Source organism: Bordetella genomosp. 8, assembly GCF_002119685.1.
Taxonomy (GTDB): domain Bacteria; phylum Pseudomonadota; class Gammaproteobacteria; order Burkholderiales; family Burkholderiaceae_B; genus Bordetella_C.
In genome coordinates, this window is sequence record NZ_CP021108.1 from 311,912 (window position 1) to 331,381 (window position 19,470).

Consider the following 19,470-nt stretch of genomic DNA (forward strand, 5'->3'; position numbering starts at 1 on the left):
CCGATGCAGGCTGTCGGTTGCCGGCCGACGGTTCAGGCCGCGGCGTTCTCGTCGATCTCCGAGAAATTGCTTATCTTCACCGAGCCATCAGGAAAGCGCGCGATCACATCGAGTTCGCCCCCCATGGCCTCGATATGGCTGCGCAGCGTGGAGATGTACATGTCGGCGCGCTTCTCCAGTTTTGCGATGGACGGCTGCTGCACGTGAAGTAGTTCGGCAAGCATCTTCTGCGATAGGCCACGTGCCTGGCGAAGCTCTTGCAAGGGCATCTCGGCCATCGCTCGCGCCTTGACTTGGGCACGCGCTCGCGACTCGGGGGATAGCGTTGCGCGCAGTTCGGAATATTTCTTAGCCATCGATAAGCCCTTCTTTAGCTAGCTGCATGAGGTGATCATCGTATAGGCGGTCGGCGACGGGAACGTGGGTCGTGTACCAACGGTTGTCCCCGGTCTGTCGCCTCCGATAAGCAAAATCGCGCAGCGCCGCGTGTCGAAAGCATATAACGTCCGTAACGGACAGCCGCAATGCTGTGTCCTAAGTTCCCGCATCCGGCCGTGTCCAGATCCCTTGATGGAATATTCCGTCAAGGGAATATGGGTGCCGATAATCGGCGTCAGGTTCCCAGCCTGAGTTATCAGCTGGCTTGTGGAGAGGCGCCTATATATCGTTCGCGGCGGCGGATCGAACGCCTGGATGCGGCGTGTTCCAGCTCCGACGTCCCCGCTTCCGAGAAAAAAAAAGCCGGCCCCAAGGGCCGGCTTTTTGCCTAGGAAGCGCAGGAACCCGCGCTTCCGGCGTTACGCTTCCAACTGCTTCAACGCACTGTTCAGCGTGGCGCTGGGTCGCATGGCCTGGCTGGTCTTTTCCGCATTCGGGCGGTAGTAGCCACCGATATCCTGCGGCTTGCCTTGCGCCGCGGCCAGTTCCTGCACGATCTTGGCCTCGTTGTCCGTCAGCGTCTTGGCGATGCCGGCGAACTTCGATTGCAGGGCCTTGTCTTCCGTCTGCGCGGCCAGGGCCTGGGCCCAGTACAAGGCCAGGTAGAAGTGGCTGCCGCGGTTGTCCAGGCCGCCGACCTTGCGGGCGGGCGACTTGTCGTTGTCCAGGAACTTGCCGGTGGCCTCGTCCAGCGTCTTGGCCAGCACGCGCGCGGCGGTGTTGCCGTGGACGTCGGCCAGGTGTTCCAGCGACGCCGCCAGGGCCAGGAATTCACCCAGCGAGTCCCAGCGCAGGAAGCCTTCTTCCACGAACTGCTGCACGTGCTTGGGCGCCGAACCGCCCGCGCCGGTTTCGAACAGGCCGCCGCCGGCCATCAGCGGCACGATGGACAGCATCTTGGCGCTGGTGCCCAGTTCCATGATGGGGAACAGGTCGGTCAGGTAGTCGCGCAGCACGTTGCCGGTGACCGAGATGGTGTCCTGGCCCTTGCGAATGCGCTCGACGGAGAGCTTGCAGGCCTCGGAGGGCGTCATGATCCGCAGGTCCAGGCCCGTGGTGTCGTGGTCCTTCAGGTAGCGCTCGACCTTGGCGATGATCTGCGCGTCGTGGGCGCGGTTCTTGTCCAGCCAGAAGATGGCGGGCGTGCCGGTGGCGCGGGCGCGGTTCACGGCCAGCTTCACCCAATCCTGCACCGGCGCGTCCTTGGTCTGGCACATGCGCCAGATGTCGCCGGCTTCCACCGGCTGCTCCAGCAGCACCTTGCCCGACTCGTCGACCACGCGGACGGTGCCGTTGGCGGGGATCTGGAAGGTCTTGTCGTGCGAGCCGTATTCCTCGGCCGCCTGCGCCATCAGGCCGACGTTGGGCACGGTGCCCATGGTGACCGGATCGAAGGGACCGTTCTTCTTGCAGTCGTCGATCACCACCTGGTAGATGTCGGCATAGCTGCGGTCGGGAATGACCGCCTTGGCGTCGTAGGCCTTGCCGTCCGGGCCCCACATCTTGCCGCCTTCGCGGATCATGGCGGGCATGGAGGCGTCGACGATGACGTCGCTGGGCACGTGCAGGTTGGTGATGCCCTTGTCGGAGTTCACCATGGCCAGGCGCGGGCGCTTGGCGTATTCGGCCTGCATGTCGGCTTCGATTTCGGCGCGCTTGTCGGCGGGCAGCCCGGCGATCTTGGCATACAGGTCGCCGATGCCGTTGTTGGGGTCGAAGCCCACCTGCTTGAGCGTGTCGGCGTGCTTGGTCAGCACGTCCTTGTAGAACACCGAGACCACGTGGCCGAAGATGATGGGGTCGGAGACCTTCATCATCGTTGCCTTGACGTGGATGGAGAACAGCACGTCCTGCTTCTTGGCGTCTTCGACCTGGGCTTCCAGGAAGCTACGCAGCTTGTTCTTGCTGAGGACCGCGGCGTCGATGATTTCACCGGCCTTGACGTTGGTCTTTTCCTTCAGCACCTTGGTGGCGCCGTCGGCGGTGGCCAGTTCGATGCGCACCGCGCCGGCATTGGCGATCAGCGCGGATTTTTCGCTGCCGTAGAAGTCGCCGCTGTCCATGTGGGACACGTGGGTCTTCGAGTCGGCCGACCACGCGCCCATCTTGTGCGGATGCTTGCGGGCGTAGTTCTTGACGGACAGCGGCGCGCGGCGATCGGAGTTGCCTTCGCGCAGCACGGGGTTCACGGCGCTGCCCTTGATCTTGTCGTAGCGGGCCTTGGCGTCCTTTTCCTTGTCGTTGGCGGGCTCGTCCGGATAATCCGGCAGCCTGTAGCCCTGCTGCTGCAGTTCCTTGATCGCGGCCTTCAATTGCGGGATCGAGGCGCTGATGTTGGGCAGCTTGATGATGTTGGCTTCCGGCGTGGTCGCCAGGCGGCCGAGTTCCGCCAGGTCGTCGGAGATCTTCTGGGCGTCGGTGAGCAGCTCAGGGAAGGCGGCGATGATGCGGCCGGACAGGGAGATGTCACGGGTTTCGACGGCGACGCCCGACGAGCGGGTGTAGGCCTGGACGATGGGCAGCAGCGAATAGGTGGCCAGGGCCGGGGCTTCGTCGGTCAGCGTGTAGATGATCTTCGACGTGGTAGACATTTGCTCGTGAACCTCACTCAAACGGTGGAATGGCGGAAATGTTGTCCGGTCCCTGCGGCTAGTCCGGCGGGCCGGCGCGCGCGGGCATGCTGGCGGCGCGCCGTGGGCGCGGCGGGGCACCGTGGTCGCGGGCCGGGTCGCGCGCCGCGTCCATATACAGGGCGGGGGTCGTTACAGATTCTAGCACCGGCATCCGGCGCGCCGCCTGGGGCGGGGCCGGCGCGGTTACGGCTTGTCCCTCTTTCAGGAAAGTGTGGGGGACGGCGATGGAATAAACGCCATGGACTCCGTGTTAACTAGCGCGTTGGATGCGCGCCGGGCCGGCCTGGCCGGCGCGGTTTCGTTGTCGGAGTTGCCTTATGAATCTGCAGGACCTGTCCACGCCCGAGTTCTATCGGGATCCTTACCCGCTGTACGAGAAAATGCGCGCGCGCGGCAAGCTGTTCAATGTCGCGCCACATATCCTGATGACCGGTCATTACGACATGATCGACGCCATGCTGGTGGATCGCCGCATGGGCAAGGGCTATCTGGAAAGCATACGCGCCCGTTATGGCGAGGACGGACCGTCGCAGCCTGTCTTCCAGGGGCTGGCGCGCATGTTCCTGATGATGAACCCGCCGACGCACACCCGCCTGCGCGCCCTGCTGATGAAGGCCTTCGATGCCCGCCGGGTGGACGGCTTGCGCCAGGTCTGCCAGGACGTCGCCGACGAACTGATCGCCGCTTTCCCGCGCGGCCAGGCTTTCGACCTGGTGCCGGCCTACAGCCAGCCCCTGCCGGTGCGCATCATCTGCCGGCTGCTGGATATCCCTGTCGAAGACGCCGATGTGCTGGAACGCGACGTCGGGCAACTGGTGCAGGCCCTGGAGGCCGCGCCGCTGGGCGCCCCGGCGCTGGAGCAGGTCAACGCCGCCATGCTCAATGTGGAGGCCTATTTCCGCGGCGTCGTGGAGGCGAGGCGCCGACGGCCGGGCGACGACCTGGTGTCGGTGCTGCTATCGGTGCGCGAGGACGGCCAGGGCCTGACGGAAGAGGAAATCGTGTCCAACGTGATCCTGCTGTTCGTGGCGGGGCACGAGACGACGGCCAACATGATAGGCAATGCCCTGATCGCGTTGCACCAGCATCCGGACCAGCTGCGCCTGCTTGGGCAGCGGCCCGAGCTGCTGCCCAAGGCGATCAACGAATGCATGCGCTACGACAGTTCGGTGCAGTTCCTCACCCGCGTCGCGCTGGAGGACACCGAGGCCGGCGGCATCGCGCTACCCAAGGGATCCATTGTGTTCATGAGCCTGGGCTCGGCGAATCGCGATCCCGCACGGTTCGCCGAGCCCGACCGTCTGTTGCTCGAGCGCGAGGAAGCCGGCAACCGGCTGCTGTCGTTCGGCGGCGGTATCCACTACTGCCTGGGCGCCCGGCTGGCGGCCATGGAACTGCAGATCGGCCTGGGCAGCCTGCTGGCCCGCCTGCCGGAGATGCGCATCGTCGACCTGGATGATCTGCGGTGGCGCAAGCGCAATACGGTGCGCGGGGTCGAGGCGTTGGTGGTGGCGCACTGATGATGGGTGCGGCCTGAAGTCGGGCCAGCACCCCGTTTCTCGCAGTCTGGGCAATGGCTGGCCAAGGCAGCTGGCCGAGGCAACTTGGCGTCGAGGGCCGCGCATTGCCGCCCATGTCTCGCGTTGCATGTAACGTCAGGGAGAGCGCTACACTGTTACATGAAACAGGAGGCCGCCATGGCCGGAAATAACGTAAACGCCCGCGTCAATAAGCATCGTGCCGCTTTGCGCATGGCCGGATTGCGCCCAGTCCAGATTTGGGTACCTGACGCTCGTCTACCGAATTTCGCTGAAGAATGTCGCCGCCAATCGGCTTTGGTGACTCGCGCGGATGCCGGGGATGTCGGCATGGCGCAGTTGATGGAGCAGGCTGCGTCTGACCTGGACGGCTGGGACGTCTGATGCGGGGTGATCTGGTTACGGTCGCCGTGCAGGGCGATTTTGGAAAACCGCGTCCGCCGGCCCTTGTGATTCAAGCAGATTTATACAGTGAACACGGTAGCGTGACGGTGCTGCCAGTCACCACCACGCTCGTCGATGCGCCATTACTGCGGATAACAGCGCAGCCGAGCACCGGCAATGGCCTCCGGCAACCGTCTCAAATCATGGTGGATAAGGCCGTAACGGTGCGGCGCGACAAGATAGGGCGCCCTATCGGCCGCATCGAGGGCGAGACCTTGCAGGAGGTCGAACGCTGCCTGGCCGTTTTGCTGAGAATCGCGAAGTAGAAGCTCGCGCCGGCGGCATCACCACCCCACCGCGTACCCATCCTTGCGATGGTCCGACGCCGCCAGGTAGCCGCCGCTTTCCAGCCGCATCGCCATCTGCGCGCAGCCGAATTCCGTGTCGAAGCGCGGTGACTGCGTGATGTCGTGGCCCATGTCCTTCAAGCCCTGCAGCGTTTCCGCTGGCGTGTTCCATTCCATCGCCACGCCGCGGTTGTCGTCCTTGATGCGGAAGCGCGGCGCGTCGCTGGCGGCCTGCGGGTTCTGGCCGTAGTCGGCCAGGCGGCAGAGCACCTGCGTGTGGCCCTGCGCCTGCATGGAGCCGCCCATCAGGCCCAGGGTCATCAGCGGCTGGTCGCCGCGCATGACGAAGCCGGGGATGATGGTGTGGAAGGGCCGCTTGCCGGGTCCGACCTGGTTGGGGTGCCCGGCGCGCGTGCTGAAGCCCCAGCCGCGGTTGTGCAGGGCGATGCCCGTGCCGGGCACCACCACGCCGGAGCCGAAGCCCTTGAAATTCGATTGGATGAACGACACCATCATGCCGTTGCGGTCGGCGGCGGTCAGGTAGACGGTGCCGCCGCCGTGCGGATTGCCCTGGCCGGGATAGGAGGCGCGGCGCGGATCGATGGCGCGGGCGCGGCGCGCCAGGTAATCGCGGTCGAGCAGGTGCGCGGCGGTGATCTCCGTCATGGATGCGGGGTCGCCCACGTGGGCATACATATCCGCGAACGCCAGCTTGATGGCTTCCAGCTGCAAATGCACGCTGGCCGCGGAATCCACCGGCAGCGAACCCAGGTCCAGGGCGTCGAGCATGCCGAGCGCCATCAGCGCGCCTATGCCCTGGCCGTTGGGGCCGATTTCCACGAGTTCGACGTCGCGGTATTTCATGCGGATGGGTTCGACCCAATCGGCCCGGTGTGCGGCAAGATCGGCTTCGGTGATGCTGCCACCCGTGTTGCGGGCATGGGCCGCGATCGCGGCCGCCAGTTCACCGTGATAGAAGGCGTCGCCCTTGGTGCGGGCGATTTTCTCCAGCGTTTCGGCCTGGCCGGGGCACGAGAAGCGTTCGCCCGGCAGCGGCGCGCGGCCGTTCGGTGCGAAGGCGTCGGCGTAGCCGGGTTGCGAGACCAGTCCCGGCACCTGCGCCTGCCATTGCCGCTGCACCGTGGGCGAAACCAGGTAGCCGTCTCGCGCGAGGCGGATGGCGGGTTCGAACAGGTCTTCGAAAGGCAGCGAACCGAAGCGCTCGCTGGTGGCGCGCCAGGCCGACACCGCGCCCGGGACCGTCACGGCGTCCCAGCCGCGGAACGGCATGCTGTCCAGATGCGCGAAGCGGTCCGGCGTCCAGGCGGCGGGCGCGCGGCCGCTGGCATTCAGGCCGTGCAGTTCCTTGCCGTCCCAGATGATGGCGAAGGCGTCGCCGCCGATGCCGTTCATGCAGGGCTCCACCACCGTGAGCGCGATGGCGGTCGCCAGTGCGGCATCCATCGCGTTGCCGCCGCGCATCAGCATGCTCAGTCCGGCGCTGGCCGCCAGGGGCTGGGAGGTGCTGACGACGTTTTCCGCCAGGACCGGCATGCGCTGCGAGGTGTAGGGAAAGGACCAGAACTCGGGGCCGAACGTCGTCATCGGGAAGTGCCTGCTGTTTGGGGAGGAAGCCATGCTTATAGCGCTGATCCGCCCGCGCGCAAAGCCGCATCACTGGATGGAGATGTTCGCTTCCTTGACCACGTCCGACCAGGTCTTGTGCTCCTTGGCGACGGCGTCGGCGAACGGCGCGGCGGGCGTGTAGATCAGTTCGGCGCCCTGTGACACCATGGCGGCTTTCAGTTCCGGCATGGCCAGCACCTTCTGCAGCGCTTGCGCGATGGTGTCGATGGCGGCTTGCGGCGTGCCCTTGGGGGCCACGAATCCGAACAGGTTGTCGGCCTGCACGCCGGAGATGCCGGCTTCCTTCATGGTGGGTACGTCGGGCAGCAGGCCGACGCGCGAGCCGGACGCTACCGCGAGCACCTTCAGTTTCTTGGCCTGGACCAGCGCCATGGAGCCGGGAATGCTGTCGAACATGAAGCTGGACGAGCCGGTCACGAGCTCGGGCAAGGCCTGGCCGCTGCCCTTGTAGGGAATGTGCGTGACCTTGACGCCGGTCTTCAGGGCGAAGAGTTCGGCCTCCAGGTGCGACAGGGTGCCGGTGCCTTGCGATGCGAAGTTGTACTGGCCGGGCTTGGCCTTCAGATAGGACACCAGTTCGCCCACGTTGTTTACGGGCAAGGTTTCCGGCACGACCAGGATGTGCGGGACGATGCCGACCCCGGCGATGGGCTTGAAGTCCTTGTTCAGGTCGGCCGGCCAGTTCGGGTACAGCGCGGCGGCTACGGCCACATTGGTCACGGCGGCGAAGTACAGCGTGTAGCCGTCGGCGGGTGCCTTGGCGGCGGCCTGGATGCCGATGGCGCCGCCGGCGCCGGGCCGGTTCTCGACGATGACGGACTGCTTGAGCTCGGCGGACAGCTTCTGGCCGATGGCGCGGGCCAGCACATCCGTGGCGCCGGCCGGCGGGAAGGAGATGATCACCTGGATGGCGTGGTCGGGGTAGGCCGCGCGCGCGGCGCCGATGTGCGCGGCAAGCAGGCCCAGCGTCAGGGCCAGCATGCCCAGCAGGCGGTAGGCCAGTTGCCGGGGCGAGGGGGCGGATGTCGATTTATGCATGCGTGGTCTTTCCAGATAGGGCGCGTCCGCCGCCGGCGGACGCAATGGGGGCACGGCGACGTGCGAAAAAACGGCATCCAGGCATAAGCAATACCCATGCCATTTTTCGGGCGCGCGGCGGCGCCCGGGCGTGCCGCGCGTCGACGCGCGCCTACATCGTGGCGTTCTGCGTCGCCACGAACATGGCGCGCAGATGTTCGCCGGACGTCGTGGGCGGATACTTGGCCGGCACGTCGGCGCGCGCGCAGGTCGGCAGGCATTCGATGCGCGCGTCGTAATTCGGGTTATGGAAGAACACGATGGACTGGCGCCGGCTTTCCGCCTTGGCGTCCAGCGGCGGGTTCACCACGCGGTGCAGGGTCGAGACCCAGCGGTCGTTGGTCCAGCGCGCCATCAGGTCGCCGATATTGATGATGAAGCAATCCGGCACGATGGGCACATCCACCCATTGCCCTTCCGCATTGAACACCTGCAGGCCGCCGGGCCGGTCTTCGGTGGCCAGGATGGTCAGGCTGCCGTAGTCGGAATGCGCGCCGGCGCGGATCTGGCCGGGCTGCGGCGGCGTTTCCTGCGCGGGGTAGTTGCGTAGCCGCAGACGGCTGATGTGGCGGTCGACCTTGTCGTCGAAATAGTGTTCGTCCAGCTCGAGCGCCATCGCGAAGATCCGCATCAGCGTGCGCGCCAGATCGCCCATGGCGCGGTAGTACTCCGTCCAGGTCGCGCGCAGGTCGGCGGGTTCGTCGGGCCATATGTTGGGCGCGAAATGCTTGCCGGCGGCGGGCGCGTGCGCGTAGCCGGCGTCGGGCATGTCGACCGGGCCGATCATCAGGCTTTCGTTGAGATCGCCGGCCTTGGCACTGGCGTCGCGCGAACGGCCCACCGATTCGTCTTCCATGCCGATGTAGCCGCGCGCGACGTCCATGCCGGGACGCACAACCTCCATCTTGCGCGCCAGCGGCAGGTCGAAGAAGCGCCGCGACACGTCGCGCATGCGGTCCATCAAGCCGGCATCGATGCCGTGGCCGGAGATGATCAGGAAACCGATATCGCGGCAGGCCTGGTCGACCGACCGGGCGATGGCCTGCTTGTCGGCCTCGCTGCCCGACGAGAAACGGGAGATATCGATGACAGGGACGTGCAGAAGCTTGTTCATGGGAGACGGCTCCAGGGTATGTAGGGTCCGGGCGAGGATGGCGCGGGCGTCACGCGATGGCGTCGCCGCAATCCACCAGCAGCGTCGAGCCCGTGATGGCGGGATTGCCTGCCACCGCCAGGATGGCGCGCGCCACCGCGTCGGGCTGGGCCACGTGCCTGAGCGGGACGTGCGCGGCATAGGATTCGAACTTGCGCCGGCGCTGCGCGTCGTCGAGCTTGTTCCAGAGCGGCGTGTCGGTGACGCTGGGCGAGATCGCGTTGACGCGTATCGGTGCCATTTCCAGCGCCAGGCCACGCATCAGGCCTTCCAGCGCGGCGTTGATGGCGCCTTGCAGTACGGCATTGCGGTCGGGGCGCACGCTGAAGACGCCCGATACCAGGGTCAGCGAACCGCCGCGGCGGATGCGGCAGGCGCGCGCGGCATGGTAGGCGCTCCAGAATTTGCTGCGCATGGCGTCGTAGGCGTCGTCCAGCGGCAGGCCGCCCGCGCCACCCGTATCGCGAACAGGCCCGGTGCGGGTCTGCGATCCGCAGACCACCACGTGGTCCCAGTCGCCGTGGCTGGCGAAGAACCGCTCTACCGCCGCTGCATCGGTCAGGTCCAGCGCGTCGCTTTCCGCGATGGCCGGATGCCTGGCCCGCGCGTCCGCCAGCTTGCCGGCCGATCGGCCAGCGATCAGGACGTGGGCGTCCGCGGCCGCCGCCAGCATGGCGGTGGCCAGGCCGATGCCGGTGCTGCCGCCGAGTACGGCGATACGCTTGCCTCGCAGGTCATTCATGTGGCGTGGTCCTTGTGGTTCAGTTGGCGGCGGCGCCCAGGTAGGCGCGCGCGAGCATCTCGTTGGCCGCGATGTCGGCGGCGCTGCCCTGCGCGACGATGCGGCCGCCTTCCATCACATAGGCGCGGTCGGCCAGCGACAGCGCCAGGCCGGCCATCTGGTCCACCAGCAACAGCGTCATGCGTTCGCGGCGCAGCGCGTCCAGGGACTCGAATAGTTCGGCGATGATCTTGGGCGCCAGGCCCAGCGACGGCTCGTCCAGCAGCAGCAGGCGCGGTTGCGCCATCAGGCCGCGCGCCAGCGCCAGCATCTGCTGTTCGCCGCCGGACAGCAGGCCGGCGCGTTGTCCCAGCCGTTCGCGCAGGCGCGGGAAGCGGTCCAGCATTTCCTGCACGCGCGTCTCGCTGTCGCGCGGATGCAGGAAGGCGCCCAGCCGGATGTTGTCCAGCACGGACAGGTCCGGAAAGACCTGCCGCCCCTCCGGCACCAGCACGACGCCGAGCTTGACGATGGCTTCGGCGTCCAGCGTGTTCAGCGGTTGCCCCTCGAAATGCAGGCCGCCCGCGCTGGCGCGATGCAGGCCGGCCAGCGTGCGCATCAAGGTAGATTTGCCGGCGCCGTTGGCGCCCAGCAGCGCCACCATTTCGCCTTCGCGGACCTGCAGGTCGATGCCGTGCAGCACCGGATCCGCGCCATAGCCCGCGACGAGTTCGCCGATGCCCAAGACCTCATGGCCGCCGATGCGCGGCGGCGCGGCGGCCGTCGATGACGCGGCGCCGGCCTGCTGCGCCTGCTCGCCCAGGTAGGCCTGGCGCACCGCCGGGTCGGCCTGGATTTGCGCGGGCGTGCCCAGTGCCAGGCGGCGTCCGGCATCCAGCACGACGATGCGATCGGAAATGCCCATCACCAGCGCCATGTCGTGCTCGACCACCACGACGCTGGGGCCCGCGTCGGCGATGCGCCGCAGCAGCGCGGCCAGGTTTTCCTTGTCTTCGCGGCTGAGGCCGGCGGCGGGTTCGTCCAGCAGCAGCACGTCCGGATCCATCGCCAGGGCGCGGGCGATTTCCACCAGGCGCCGATCCACGTGTGCCAGGCCGGCGGCGGGCGCGTCCGGATCGCCGCGATAGCCGCAGAACGCCAGCAGCGCGCGGGCCTGGCGGCGCCGCGCGGCGTCGGCATGCGCGCCGCCGGACAGCAGGCCGCCCAGCCGGCCGCGCGACATCGCCAGCGTCACGTTGCGCAGCACGCTCAGGCTGCCGAACAGCTGCGACGTCTGGTACGTGCGGGATATGCCGCGGCGGGCGATGCGGAACGCGGGCAGGCCCTGGAGTTCGCCGCCGTCCAGCGTGATGCGGCCGGTGCTGGGCACGTAGAAGCCGCTCAGCATGTTCAGCGCGGTGGTCTTGCCGGCGCCGTTGGGGCCGATCAGCGAAGTCACCTGGGCGGGCGCCACGTCCACGTCCAGTCCGCTGACCGCCCGCACGCCGCCGAAGGTCATCCCCAGGGCCTGCGCGCGCAGGACACGGCGCGGGCGCGCCTGCAGCAGCGCCGCCCCATCCAGGGCGGCCCCTTCCAGGGCGGCCCCATCCACGTCGTCCCGGCTGTCTTCATCGGCATCGTGCAAGCGAGGGCGCGGGCGCAGCCAGCGGCCCGCCAGGCCGATGATGCCTTCGGGCGCCAGCCACAGCACCACCAGCAGCAAGGCGCCGAAGAACAGCAGGCGGTACGACTCCAGCGACGCCAGCACTTCCGGCAGGATGCCGACGATGATGGCCCCGGCGATGGGGCCGGCCACCGTGCCGGCGCCGCCGATGACGACCACCAGCACGAACAGGATGGATTGCATGAAGCTGAAGGTGTCCGGCGTGACGAAGCCGGACAGGGGGGCGAACAGGCCGCCCGCCAGCCCCGCCAGCGCGGCGGACACCGCGAATGCCACGGTCTTGATGACCAGCGGGTTCAGCCCGACCGATTCGGCGGCGGTCTCGCTGTCCATGATGGCCCGCATGGCGGCGCCCCAGCTGCCGCCCGACAAGGTCGCGTACGCGACCAGCAGCAGCAACACCGCGACGATGGCCACCATCGCCACCGACTGCTCCGGCGCGAAGCCGCCCAGCACCAGCGGCGGTATGCCCATGATGCCGTTCTGGCCGCCCGTCAACGCCGGCATTTCGACGATCGCGTGCTGCACGATGAAGCTGAAGGCGATGGTGATCATCGCCAGGTAAGGCCCCTTGACGCGCAGCGCCGGCAACGCCAGCAGCGCGCCCGCGGCCGCCGACAACAGCGCGCCGGCGATCCACGCGGGCCAGAAGCTCCAGCCGGCGTGCGTCGTCAGTACCGCGACGGTGTACGCGCCCAGCGCATAGAAACCGACGTGGCCGAAGGACACCTGGCCGGTCAGTCCCAGCAGCACGTTCAGGCCGATGCCGACGATGGCGATCAGCGCGACGTTGGCCAGGACGAACACGTAGTAGCTGTTCAGCGTGGCGGCAAGCACCAGGCAGAGCACCGTGAGCAGCACGGCGCTGGGAATGGCGGCGCGCTTCATACCTTGCGCACTCCCGCCTGCCCGAGCAGGCCGTCGGGCCGCATCGCCAGCAGCACGATGACCAGGCCGAAGGTGATGATCTGGGTGTAGCCGGACCCGATGTAGGTGACGATCAGCGCTTCGGCCACGCCGAACAGCAGGCCCGCCACCATGACGCCCCAGGCGCTGCCGATGCCGCCCAGTATGGCGACGGCGAAGGCCTTGATGCCGAACAGCGTGCCCATTTCCGCGCTGACGTTGAACAGCGGGGCGATCAGGATGCCGGCGATCCCGGCGAAACAGGTCGATAGCGCAAAGGACGCGGTGATCGTGCGGCGGATGGGAATGCCCATCAGGCGCGCGGCATCGCGGTTCTGCGCCACCGCCAGTAGCGCCTTGCCCCAGCGCGTGCGGCGCGACACCACGTGCAGCGCGGCCGCCATGGCCAGGCCGATGGCGGGAATGACCAGGTGCAGCGCATAGACCCCCAGCCCGACGCCGCCCAGCTCGATCTGCCGGCCCACCAGGGGCGAAGGCAGGCTGCGCGGTTCCTTGCCGAAGGTATGCATGACGAGGTTGTCGAGCACGATGCCCAGCGCCACCGTGGACATCAGCCAGGCGTTGGAACCCCTGCTGGCGAATGGCCGCACGGCCAGCGCTTCCACCGCCATGCCGTATGCGGCGCAGACCGCCAGCGCCAGCAGCACGGCCAGCCACATCGGCAGGCCGGCCGATTGCGAGAAGGCGAAGCACAGCACCGCCCCCAGCATCACCGAGCTGCCCTGCGCGAAATTGACCGTGCCGGACACCGCGTAGGTCATGGTAAAGCCCAGCGCCACCACGCCGTACATGCTGCCCAGGCTCAGGCCAGTGATGAGCGCCGATATCAGCTGCATCGCGGGTTCCGTGTCGGCGTCGTATCGATCAGGGCTTCATGCCGACCGGCACGATGCGGTTGTCGATGAACTGCGCCCAGACGTAGTCGGTTTCCGACAGGGCGTCGTGCTGCGTGGGGCTGAAGGGATGGGAGTAGGTCTTGATCAGGCCTTGATAGGTATCGATGGCGTAATAGCCCTTGCGTATCGCGTCGCCATCGGTCGAGCCGGCCTTGGCGATGGCCAGCGCGGTCAGGCGCATGCCGTCGTAGGCGTTGGCCACGCCGACCGCCGGCGTGATGTCGCCGGGTTGCTTGATGTCTGGATACTTGGCCTTCAACTCCTTGACGACCTGGTCGCCGACCGGCGACAGCTTGCCGTAGAAGCTGTAGGTCTGCACGAAATGGACGTTGCTCGCGTTGGGACCGCCCAATTCGGTGAAGCGGCCGCCCGCCACGCCCCAGTGCGAGACCACCGGCACTTTCCAGCCCATGCGGTCCATGGACTTGACCACCTGCGCGGCCGGACCGACGTTGGCGACCAGCACGATGGTGTCGGCGCCGGCGGCCTTCAGGCGCGTGAGCTGGGGCACGATGTCGACGTCGGTGGCCTCGAATTTCTCGCTGCCGACCGGCTCCATGCCTTTTGCCTTGAGCGCCGCGACCAGGCCCTTCTGGTTCGATTCGCCCCATGGATTGTTGATCATGAGCAGGCCGAACTTCGTGGTCTGGAAGGTCTTCTGCGCATAGGCCACCATGCCCTTGTCGACCAGTTCGTCCACCGCCGACACACGGAACACATAGTTGGGATCGGCACCGTTGCGGGTGATGGCGGTGCCCGCCGCCCACGGATTCATGAAGGGCACCTTGGCCTGGTTGGCCAGGGGCGCGATGGCCAGGGCAACGGGTGTATCGATACCGCCGAAGAACACGGCGACCTTCTCGCGATAGATCAGTTCACGCGCCGCGGTCACGCCCTTGGCGGGATTGGATTCGTCGTCGCGCCGCACCAGCACCAGCTGGCGGCCGCCCAGCAGGCCGCCCTGCGCATTGATCTCGTCGATGGCGGTCTGCAGGCCGCGGGTGATGGCTTCGCCCGACAACGCGGACTGGCCCGACAGCGCGGCGACCAGGCCGACCTTGATGGGCTCGGCGGCGCGGGTGGCGGACATCCATCCGAGGCCCAGCATGAGGGCGGCGGTGGCGGTGGTGAACGTACGGCGGGATGAGCGGATCATGGTTTCCCCTGTGGCTGCGTTGGCACGTGGCGTGGCTGGCGTGTGCAGGATCAATGCAACATCCATGCCAACATGGCCGCGATGTCGTCCCGTCGACACGTTTTAATTTTTGTTGGCGATCGCCATTAATTTTTGTCGGCAAAAAATCTGCGATTGGAGATAATGTCGCAGCGTGCCGCGACGCTGGCGCAGCCGGTTTTCCGGGGGTTTGGGCCAACGCGGTGCGTCAATCCGGTGCGAAAAATGACGCTTTTCGTGCATGGCGCACCGGCGTGTCGCATTGCCTGCGCGATGGCACACTCGCACGCGTACCCGCACCGCCCGCAAGCCAAAGGTTCCCACGATGACGACGGTTTCCCGCTTCGAAAAACTCGCCACGCATGACCGCTTCGATTACTCGCCCATCCACCAGCGGGCGGACTACGCCTGGCCGGGCGGGGCGCGCCTGGCGGTGTACCTGGGCTTCAATATCGAACATTTCGCGTTCGGCGAAGGCCTGGGCGCCCGCCTGGGCGCCGCGCTGGCCGAACCGGATGTGCTGAACTATTCGTGGCGCGAGTACGGCAATCGCGTGGGCGCCTGGCGCTGCCTGGAGCTGTTCGAGGAGCTCGGCTTTCCCGCCGGCATCATCGCCAACACGTCCGTCTTCGATCATTGCGGCGGACTGATAGAGGCCTGCGTGCGGCGCGGCGACGAGCTGATCGGCCACGGCCACACCAACTCGGACCACCAGAGCAAGCTGCCGGAAGCCGAAGAACGCGCGCTGCTGGAACATTGCCGCGATCGCATCGCCGCGCTGGGCGGCCGCGCGGACGGCTGGCTGTCGCCGTGGATCGCGGAATCGCGCGTCACCACCGATCTGCTGGCGGAAACGGGCTACCGCTATACCTTGAACTGGGCGCACGACGACCAGCCCGTGCGCATGCGCACGCGCGGCGGCCAGCCTTTCTGGTCCATCCCGTATCCGCAGGAATTGAACGATATACCGATGATCATCGCGCGGCAGATGGATGCCAAGGACTTCGCCCAGATCATCATCGACAATTTCGACGAGATGCGGCGACAGTCGCGCCGGCAGCCGCTGGTCATGGGCATCGCGCTGCATCCCTATCTGGTAGGCCAGCCTTATCGGCTGCTGCATCTGCGCAGGGCGCTGGCGCACATCGCCCGCGCGCGCGACGACGGCGATATCTGGATCACCACGCCGGGCGCGATCTGCCGCCACGTCGATGCGCTCTCATGACCACCGCGACCAGGAAAACCACCGCCACCACCCGGCCCAGGGGCCGGCCGAAAGTACGCCCCGGCCGCCTGGTCGCCGCGAAGTCCGCCGCCAGGCAGGCGGTGGCCGGCGGCGACGGCGAAGAGCGCATCTACCAGGCCGTGCTGCAAAGCGTGCTGGGGCAACGGCTGAAACCCGGCACCAAGCTGCCGGAAGCCGCCCTCTGCGAGCTGTTCGGCGTGGGACGTTCGCTGGTGCAGCGTGTGCTGCAGCGGCTGGCGCGGGACCACGTCGTTGAACTGCGGCCCAATCGCGGCGCGGTGGTGGCCTTGCCCACGCCGGAAGAAGTGGGCAAGCTGTTCGAAGCCCGGCGCGCGCTGGAGGCGGCCATCGTCCCGCTGGTCGCCCGCCATGCCACGCGTGCCGACTACGCGATGCTACGGCGCCATCTGCGGCAGGAACACCAGGCACTGCACCACAGCGGCCAGGCGCAGTGGGCGCTGCTGGCCAGCGCCTTTCACACCAAGCTGGCCGAGCTGTCGCGCAATCCCCTGCTGCAACGCTATCTGCTGGAAACGGTATCGCGCTGTGCGCTGGTGGTGGCCGTCTACCAGCCGCCCGGCAACGCCACCTGCGAGCATGACGAGCACGAGCACGTGGTGGACCTGATCGAAGGCGGCGAAGTCGCCGCCGCGGTGCGCGCGATGGACCAGCATCTGCGCGACCTGGAAGCGCACATCAACATCGTGCAGGAAACCGGGTCCAGCAGCCTGGCGGACATGCTCGGCCTGGGCTGATGCGCCGCGCCTAGAAGCGGATGCGCACGCCCGCGAGCAGGGCGCGGTCGGAACGGCTGTCGCCATCCGCTTGGGCGTAGCGCGCCGTGTCGCCGAACTTGCGGCCGAACGAGATGCCGATATAGGGCGCGACCTCGCGGGTGATTTCATAGCGCAGGCGCAGGGACACGGTGGCGTCCGACAGGCCGTTGCCGATATCGCGGCGGGCGTCGTTCCTGCCGTAGGCGTTGGCTTCCACTTCCGGCGTCAGGATCAGGCGCTGGGTCAGCAGCAGGTCGTACTGCGCCTTCAGCGCCAGCGCGGTCCGCCCGCTGGCGCCGACATAGGCGGTCAATTCCGTTTCGATGCCATAGGGGGCGGTGCCCTCCACGCCGACGCCCATCCAGGTACGCGCCGGGCCGCCGCCGAAATCGTGCCGCGCGCCCAGTTGCAGGTCCCAGAAGGGCGATACGGCGTGGCTCCAGTAGGCTTCGGCGCGGCCCGCGGTGTCGCCGCCTTCGTGCTCGCCTTCGCTTTTCAACCAGAGTTTGTCGCGGTCGGTGCCAGCCCAGAATTCGCCATCCCAACGCAGGCCGTTGCGGGCGTCGCGGTCGTGGGCGAATTCCAGTTTTTCCATGTCGAGATGCGTGGTGATCGCATCGTCCATCATGTGCGGGGCGATACCGTAGGACGTGTACGCGGCGTCCGTACCGCCGTCGCTCGACGGCAGCGAGCCGACCGGTGGCGCGGCCATCGCGGCCCCCGCGATGGCCATGGATGCCAGGACCAAAGCCAGGGCCCGCGCCGCGCCCTTTCGGCGCATGTGCGCGGTCATGCGACCACCACCGCGCGGAACATGCCCGCTTCCATGTGGTAAAGCAGATGGCAGTGGTAGGCCCAGTTGCCACGCGTATCCGCGCTGACGCGGTAGGTGATCCGCTGGGCCGGATTCAGGCTGATCGTGTGCTTGCGCACCTGGAACGCGCCGTCCGGGGATTCCAGGTCGCTCCACAGTCCGTGCAGGTGGATGGGGTGCGTCATCATGGTGTCGTTGACGAGGACGAAGCGCACCCGTTCGCCGTGTTTCAGCACGATGGGGCGGGCATCGGTGAACGCGACGCCATTGAAGGACCACATGTAGCGGTCCATGTTGCCGGTCAGGTGCAGTTCGATTTCGCGTGTCGGTGGGACGTCGCCGCCCGGTGCGGCGATCGACCGCAGGTTCGCGTAGGTCAGCACCACGCGGCCGTTGTCGCGCAGGCCGGGTCCGGGGTCGTCGAGCCGGGTGGAGACCATGTCCGGCAGCATGGCGTTGGACACGCCATGCTCGGTCGCGTAGGGGTGGCGCGCCTCGACCATGCCGCCGGTCGCGGCGCCGTGCCCCGCATGCGCGTCGGCCGGCATGTCCGCGTGTTGCCGGGGCATGTGCATCGCGCCGTGCGACATCTGCATGCCATCGTGCGACATCTGCATCCCGCCGTCCGACGCCTGGGTGTCGTCGTCCGACATGTCCATCTCGTCGCCGGACATGTCCATCCCGCCCATATCCCCGCCACTGGCGGCCGGCTGCATGCCGGCCATGTCGTGCCGCATGCCCATGTCCATCATGGTCAGGGGCTGCACCGGATCGACCGGGGGGATATTGGCCTGCATGCCATGCCGGGGCGCGAGCGTGGCGCGCGCATAGCCGGAGCGATCCATGGACTGCGCGAACACCGTGTAGGCGCGCTCCTCGCGCGGTTCGACGATGACGTCGTAGGTCTCGGCCACGCCGATGCGGAATTCGTCGACCGTCACCGGTTGAACCGCCTGGCCGTCGGCGCCGACCACCGTCAGCTTCAGGCCCGGGATGCGCACGTCGAAGTAGGTCATCGCCGACCCGTTGATGATGCGCAGCCGCACACGTTCGCCGGGCTGGAACAGCGCGGTCCAGTTGCCCGACGGCGTCGTGCCGTTGACCAGGTAGGTGTAGGTCGAACCGGACACGTCCGCCAGGTCGGTCGAACGCATGCGCATGCGCTGCCACATCATTTGGTCCGCCAGCGCGGGTCCCCAGCCTTCGCCGCGCGCCCGCCGCGCCAGCGACTGCAGCGTCGGCTGGTTGCGGTTGTAGTAGTCCGGCATGGACTTCAGCTTGTGGAAGATCCGCATCGGGTCCTCGTCCGTCCAATCGGACAGCAGGACCGTGTAGTCGCGATCGGCATGGATGGGATCCGGCTCGGCCGGATCGATGACCAGGGCGCCGTACAGGCCAGTCTGTTCCTGGAAGCCGGAATGGCTGTGATACCAGTAGGTGCCGCTCTGCCGCACCGGAAACCGGTAGGTGAACGTCGATCCTGGCGCGATTCCGGCGAAGCTGAGTCCGGGCACCCCGTCCATGGCCGATGGCAGCAGGATGCCATGCCAGTGGATGGAGGTGGCAACGCTCAGGCGGTTGCGCACGTGCAGGGTGACGGTGTCGCCTTCGCGCCAGCGCAGGACGGGGCCGGGCAGCAGGCCGTTGACCGTGGTGGCCATGCGTGCCGCGCCGGTGTAGTTCACCGCGGTTTCGGCGACGTCCAGCGCGAATTCCGTGCCGGTCAGCACGGGCGCGCCGGCCGCCTGGGCGGTGCCCGTCGCGGCGTGCGCCGGCTGCCAGCCCCCGGCCGTCGCGACGATTCCCCCTGCCGCCAGGCCGGTGACGAAGCGTCGCCGGCCGCGGGATACAGCCTCGGTCATGTTCATCCTCTCGCCGTCCAGGCGAAACTGCGCCATCATGGAATCGCGCCACCATAGAACATTCCCACGTTGGAAGGTCAATACCCGGCCTCGATACCCGGCCGGCCCGCCGCGCCCGAACCGGCTCCGTCCCCTGCCGATCCGAGTTATCGT

The 19,470-nt window shown here is 67.4% G+C and carries 17 protein-coding genes; 5 read left to right on the plus strand and 12 right to left on the minus strand.

Going from position 1 to position 19,470, the window contains the following annotated elements:
- Nucleotides 1–32: 32 nt before the first annotated feature.
- The 3 genes from CAL12_RS01470 to CAL12_RS01480 all read right to left on the minus strand — a co-directional run bounded on the left by CAL12_RS01470 (nucleotide 33) and on the right by CAL12_RS01480 (nucleotide 3,029).
- Complete coding sequence (locus CAL12_RS01470; protein ID WP_086062860.1) at nucleotides 33–356, minus strand: XRE family transcriptional regulator; 324 nt, start codon at nucleotides 354–356, stop codon at nucleotides 33–35.
- Between the two features lie 18 nt (nucleotides 357–374).
- Complete coding sequence (locus tag CAL12_RS01475) at nucleotides 375–548, minus strand: hypothetical protein (protein WP_420042780.1); 174 nt, start codon at nucleotides 546–548, stop codon at nucleotides 375–377.
- A gap of 249 nt (nucleotides 549–797) precedes the next feature.
- The gene (locus tag CAL12_RS01480) at nucleotides 798–3,029 is read right to left on the minus strand and encodes an NADP-dependent isocitrate dehydrogenase (protein WP_086062861.1); all 2,232 of its coding nucleotides are present in this window, start codon (nucleotides 3,027–3,029) and stop codon (nucleotides 798–800) included.
- A gap of 359 nt (nucleotides 3,030–3,388) precedes the next feature.
- Between CAL12_RS01480 and CAL12_RS01485 the strand changes: the two genes are divergently transcribed.
- From CAL12_RS01485 to CAL12_RS01495, 3 genes are all read left to right on the plus strand, one after another.
- Complete coding sequence (locus CAL12_RS01485) at nucleotides 3,389–4,591, plus strand: cytochrome P450 (protein ID WP_086062862.1); 1,203 nt, start codon at nucleotides 3,389–3,391, stop codon at nucleotides 4,589–4,591.
- 177 nt (nucleotides 4,592–4,768) lie between these two features.
- On the plus strand, nucleotides 4,769–4,993 hold the full coding sequence (locus CAL12_RS01490; protein ID WP_086067610.1) for an antitoxin MazE family protein: 225 nt from the start codon (nucleotides 4,769–4,771) through the stop codon (nucleotides 4,991–4,993).
- A complete protein-coding gene (locus tag CAL12_RS01495) occupies nucleotides 4,993–5,319 on the plus strand; it encodes a type II toxin-antitoxin system PemK/MazF family toxin (RefSeq protein ID WP_086062863.1) in 327 nt (108 codons plus the stop codon). Before CAL12_RS01490 ends, CAL12_RS01495 begins: the two co-directional genes overlap by 1 nt.
- Before the next feature lie 18 nt (nucleotides 5,320–5,337).
- Here the strand turns inward: CAL12_RS01495 and CAL12_RS01500 are convergent, their stop codons facing one another.
- The 7 genes from CAL12_RS01500 to CAL12_RS01530 form a co-directional block, all read right to left on the minus strand.
- Nucleotides 5,338–6,945 carry a gamma-glutamyltransferase family protein gene (locus tag CAL12_RS01500; protein WP_086062864.1) on the minus strand — a complete coding sequence of 536 codons (1,608 nt, stop codon included), beginning with the start codon at nucleotides 6,943–6,945 and terminating at the stop codon, nucleotides 5,338–5,340.
- A 69-nt stretch (nucleotides 6,946–7,014) separates the two neighbouring features.
- A complete protein-coding gene (locus CAL12_RS01505) occupies nucleotides 7,015–8,025 on the minus strand; it encodes a Bug family tripartite tricarboxylate transporter substrate binding protein (protein WP_232464667.1) in 1,011 nt (336 codons plus the stop codon).
- 151 nt (nucleotides 8,026–8,176) lie between these two features.
- Nucleotides 8,177–9,178: an isopenicillin N synthase family dioxygenase gene (locus CAL12_RS01510; protein ID WP_086062865.1), complete on the minus strand. Its 1,002-nt coding sequence runs from the start codon at nucleotides 9,176–9,178 to the stop codon at nucleotides 8,177–8,179.
- Nucleotides 9,179–9,227: 49 nt separating this feature from the next.
- Nucleotides 9,228–9,959: an SDR family oxidoreductase gene (locus CAL12_RS01515; protein WP_086062866.1), complete on the minus strand. Its 732-nt coding sequence runs from the start codon at nucleotides 9,957–9,959 to the stop codon at nucleotides 9,228–9,230.
- A gap of 19 nt (nucleotides 9,960–9,978) precedes the next feature.
- Nucleotides 9,979–12,510 (minus strand): branched-chain amino acid ABC transporter ATP-binding protein/permease, encoded by a 2,532-nt coding sequence (locus tag CAL12_RS01520; protein ID WP_086062867.1) that lies wholly within the window; start codon nucleotides 12,508–12,510, stop codon nucleotides 9,979–9,981.
- A complete protein-coding gene (locus CAL12_RS01525; protein WP_086062868.1) occupies nucleotides 12,507–13,385 on the minus strand; it encodes a branched-chain amino acid ABC transporter permease in 879 nt (292 codons plus the stop codon). The genes CAL12_RS01520 and CAL12_RS01525 overlap by 4 nt, the downstream gene beginning before the upstream one ends.
- A gap of 28 nt (nucleotides 13,386–13,413) precedes the next feature.
- Nucleotides 13,414–14,601, minus strand: coding sequence for an ABC transporter substrate-binding protein (locus CAL12_RS01530; RefSeq protein WP_086062869.1), 1,188 nt, complete (start codon nucleotides 14,599–14,601; stop codon nucleotides 13,414–13,416).
- A gap of 343 nt (nucleotides 14,602–14,944) precedes the next feature.
- Between CAL12_RS01530 and CAL12_RS01535 the strand changes: the two genes are divergently transcribed.
- A complete protein-coding gene (locus tag CAL12_RS01535; RefSeq protein WP_086062870.1) occupies nucleotides 14,945–15,844 on the plus strand; it encodes a polysaccharide deacetylase family protein in 900 nt (299 codons plus the stop codon).
- Nucleotides 15,841–16,620, plus strand: a complete 780-nt coding sequence (locus CAL12_RS01540; RefSeq protein WP_086062871.1) for a GntR family transcriptional regulator — start codon at nucleotides 15,841–15,843, stop codon at nucleotides 16,618–16,620. Before CAL12_RS01535 ends, CAL12_RS01540 begins: the two co-directional genes overlap by 4 nt.
- 10 nt (nucleotides 16,621–16,630) lie before the next feature.
- On the opposite strand, the gene CAL12_RS01545 is transcribed toward CAL12_RS01540, so the two are convergent.
- Both CAL12_RS01545 and CAL12_RS01550 read right to left on the minus strand, forming a co-directional pair.
- The gene (locus CAL12_RS01545) at nucleotides 16,631–17,434 is read right to left on the minus strand and encodes a copper resistance protein B (protein WP_086062872.1); all 804 of its coding nucleotides are present in this window, start codon (nucleotides 17,432–17,434) and stop codon (nucleotides 16,631–16,633) included.
- The gene (locus tag CAL12_RS01550) at nucleotides 17,431–19,317 is read right to left on the minus strand and encodes a copper resistance system multicopper oxidase (RefSeq protein ID WP_086067612.1); all 1,887 of its coding nucleotides are present in this window, start codon (nucleotides 19,315–19,317) and stop codon (nucleotides 17,431–17,433) included. The genes CAL12_RS01545 and CAL12_RS01550 overlap by 4 nt, the downstream gene beginning before the upstream one ends.
- Nucleotides 19,318–19,470 lie beyond the last annotated feature (153 nt).

Coding starts and splice junctions, on each gene's coding strand:
- CAL12_RS01470 (WP_086062860.1), bottom strand. CDS start 356: ATGGCTAAGAAATATTCCGAACTGCGCGCAACGCTATCCCCCGAGTCG.
- CAL12_RS01475 (WP_420042780.1), bottom strand. CDS start 548: ATGCGGGAACTTAGGACACAGCATTGCGGCTGTCCGTTACGGACGTTA.
- CAL12_RS01480 (WP_086062861.1), bottom strand. CDS start 3,029: ATGTCTACCACGTCGAAGATCATCTACACGCTGACCGACGAAGCCCCG.
- CAL12_RS01485 (WP_086062862.1), top strand. CDS start 3,389: ATGAATCTGCAGGACCTGTCCACGCCCGAGTTCTATCGGGATCCTTAC.
- CAL12_RS01490 (WP_086067610.1), top strand. CDS start 4,769: ATGGCCGGAAATAACGTAAACGCCCGCGTCAATAAGCATCGTGCCGCT.
- CAL12_RS01495 (WP_086062863.1), top strand. CDS start 4,993: ATGCGGGGTGATCTGGTTACGGTCGCCGTGCAGGGCGATTTTGGAAAA.
- CAL12_RS01500 (WP_086062864.1), bottom strand. CDS start 6,945: ATGACGACGTTCGGCCCCGAGTTCTGGTCCTTTCCCTACACCTCGCAG.
- CAL12_RS01505 (WP_232464667.1), bottom strand. CDS start 8,025: ATGCATAAATCGACATCCGCCCCCTCGCCCCGGCAACTGGCCTACCGC.
- CAL12_RS01510 (WP_086062865.1), bottom strand. CDS start 9,178: ATGAACAAGCTTCTGCACGTCCCTGTCATCGATATCTCCCGTTTCTCG.
- CAL12_RS01515 (WP_086062866.1), bottom strand. CDS start 9,959: ATGAATGACCTGCGAGGCAAGCGTATCGCCGTACTCGGCGGCAGCACC.
- CAL12_RS01520 (WP_086062867.1), bottom strand. CDS start 12,510: ATGAAGCGCGCCGCCATTCCCAGCGCCGTGCTGCTCACGGTGCTCTGC.
- CAL12_RS01525 (WP_086062868.1), bottom strand. CDS start 13,385: ATGCAGCTGATATCGGCGCTCATCACTGGCCTGAGCCTGGGCAGCATG.
- CAL12_RS01530 (WP_086062869.1), bottom strand. CDS start 14,601: ATGATCCGCTCATCCCGCCGTACGTTCACCACCGCCACCGCCGCCCTC.
- CAL12_RS01535 (WP_086062870.1), top strand. CDS start 14,945: ATGACGACGGTTTCCCGCTTCGAAAAACTCGCCACGCATGACCGCTTC.
- CAL12_RS01540 (WP_086062871.1), top strand. CDS start 15,841: ATGACCACCGCGACCAGGAAAACCACCGCCACCACCCGGCCCAGGGGC.
- CAL12_RS01545 (WP_086062872.1), bottom strand. CDS start 17,434: ATGACCGCGCACATGCGCCGAAAGGGCGCGGCGCGGGCCCTGGCTTTG.
- CAL12_RS01550 (WP_086067612.1), bottom strand. CDS start 19,317: ATGACCGAGGCTGTATCCCGCGGCCGGCGACGCTTCGTCACCGGCCTG.